The organism is Paramesorhizobium endophyticum (assembly GCF_014640615.1).
In the GTDB taxonomy this organism is placed as follows: Bacteria; Pseudomonadota; Alphaproteobacteria; order Rhizobiales; family Rhizobiaceae; genus Paramesorhizobium; species Paramesorhizobium endophyticum.
In genome coordinates this window covers 1-757 of the sequence record NZ_BMHH01000079.1, presented here as the reverse complement: position 1 = coordinate 757, position 757 = coordinate 1, and the positions used below count along the sequence as shown (strand labels likewise).

Below are 757 nucleotides of genomic sequence, written 5' to 3'. Positions count from 1 at the left end.
TCTGCTTCGGCATTCCGGTTTCCTTTCAACTCAAGAAAACCTCTCCACTTTTCCGAAGCAAGTCCATTTCCAGCATAATATGCTCGGCGGCTTCGGCCGGGGGATATTCCCGCAAGGCGCACTGTCTGGATTTTATTTGGACAATCTGCACGAGGTGATCTCGTACTTGCTAAGATTGATTGCCAAGGGAAATTGCGCCTGCACGCACGGTTAAAAATGGACGTCATGGAAACGATAGAAGGAGTGGATTTATCCCAGCTCTTCTCCCATGGGTCAGCTCGTTAATCGAATTGACAATTGAGAGGCGATCTATCCTGAAGTGACTGTAGAGCTCGCTTATTGTACCTGTTTGCCCGAAATGCTCCACGCCATGTGGGATGGTTTTGTGACCAGCTACGGCGCCAAGCCACGAAAGCGTTGCCGGATGGCCGTCGATGACCGTGACGATTACGCAATTGCCGGGTAGTGGGTCGAGTAACGTTTCGATGTGGCTCTTTGCCTTGGCGTTGCCCCGTGCCCGCTCACGCTGAGCCGCTGTCCAGCCAGCGTTCAAACGATCCGCCGACGTTACCGCCAGCACGCCAATATCGCGCCTGGTTTCTCCGATCAGGCCGGCGGCGGCAACCGCTTCGTCGGCGATTGCTCCTTGATAGGCAATCACAACTGAGCAATTTGGGCCTGGCTTTCGAAGCGTAAGCGCTTCTCTGATGCCCTATGCGTCTGGGCTTGCCGGCTTGGGGAAGCGCCATGGCATGAG

At 54.8% G+C, this 757-nt stretch carries 1 protein-coding gene and 1 pseudogene; one reads left to right on the top strand and one right to left on the bottom strand.

What is annotated here, in order from left to right; genetic code table 11:
• Positions 1 to 214, top strand: a 214-nt coding sequence (locus IEX53_RS23725) for a hypothetical protein (protein WP_210311709.1), incomplete at its 5' end; no start/stop codon positions are given.
• A 9-nt stretch (positions 215 to 223) separates the two neighbouring features.
• On the opposite strand, the pseudogene IEX53_RS23635 reads toward IEX53_RS23725, so the two are convergent.
• Positions 224 to 700: pseudogene (locus IEX53_RS23635) on the bottom strand (transketolase); the annotation flags it as partial.
• Positions 701 to 757 lie beyond the last annotated feature (57 nt).